Here is a 925-nt window from a genome sequence, read left to right on the forward strand (position 1 = left end):
GTGCGAGGCGGGCCGCCTCGCCGGGCCCGGCCCGTTCGCCGAGACCGTGCTCGGGCACCTCGGAATCGTCCTCCCCGAGGGCCCGTCGACTGTCGTCCTCCCCGAGAGCCCGTCGACTGTCGCGCTTACCGACGGCCTCACCCTCGCGTACGCCCGCCCCGCCGTCACCCGGGTCGGCCCGGTCGGCACCTCGGGGCGGGACGCCGCGCTCCGGGTCTCGGGCACCCTGCCCCGGGTGCCGTACGGCGCCACGTCCACCGTCCTCGTACTGACCGAGGGACCGGGCGGGCCCGTACTGTTCCCGGTCGACCCGGCCCGTACCACCGCGGTCCCCGGCACCAACCTCGCCGGCGAGCCCCGGGACACCCTCCAGCTGCACGACTACGCGGTGGCCGCCGACGACGTCCACCCACTCACCCCGCCCGAGCTGGCCGAGGCCGGTCTCCGTGCCGCCCTCGCCCGTGCCGCACTCATCGCGGGCGCCGCCGAGCGCTGCGTCGAGCTGACGGTCCAACACACCACCACCCGCGTCCAGTTCGGCCGCCCGCTCAGCCACTTCCAGGCCGTCAAGCAGGAGGAGGCCCGCCTGATCGAGGAGTCCGCGCTGGTCCGCGCCGCGGTGGACGCCGCCGCCCGCGAGCTGTCGCCGGTCGCCGTGGCGGCCGCCAAGGCACAGGCCTCCGCCTCGGTCGCCGAGATCGCCCGCATCGCCCACCAGTTGCACGGCGCCATCGGCTTCACCGAGCTCAGCGAACTGCGCTTCGCCACCACCCGGTTGTGGTCCTGGCGCGACGAGGACGGCGACGAGTCCTACTGGACCGCCCTGCTGGGCCGGGCGGCGCTCGCCGCGGACGACGTCTGGGCGCTGCTCGCCGGCTGACCCGCGCGTCGTACGGACCCCGGCCGGGCCGGGGCCCGTACTGTC

The 925-nt window shown here is 76.3% G+C and carries 1 protein-coding gene; it reads left to right on the forward strand.

What is annotated here, in order from left to right:
* On the forward strand, positions 1–880 hold an 880-nt coding region (locus CCN72_RS37455), incomplete at its 5' end, for an acyl-CoA dehydrogenase family protein (protein ID WP_086812696.1).
* Positions 881–925: the final 45 nt, after the last annotated feature.

The sequence above is a fragment of the Streptomyces murinus genome (assembly GCF_002154555.1).
Classification (GTDB): domain Bacteria; phylum Actinomycetota; class Actinomycetes; order Streptomycetales; family Streptomycetaceae; genus Streptomyces; species Streptomyces murinus.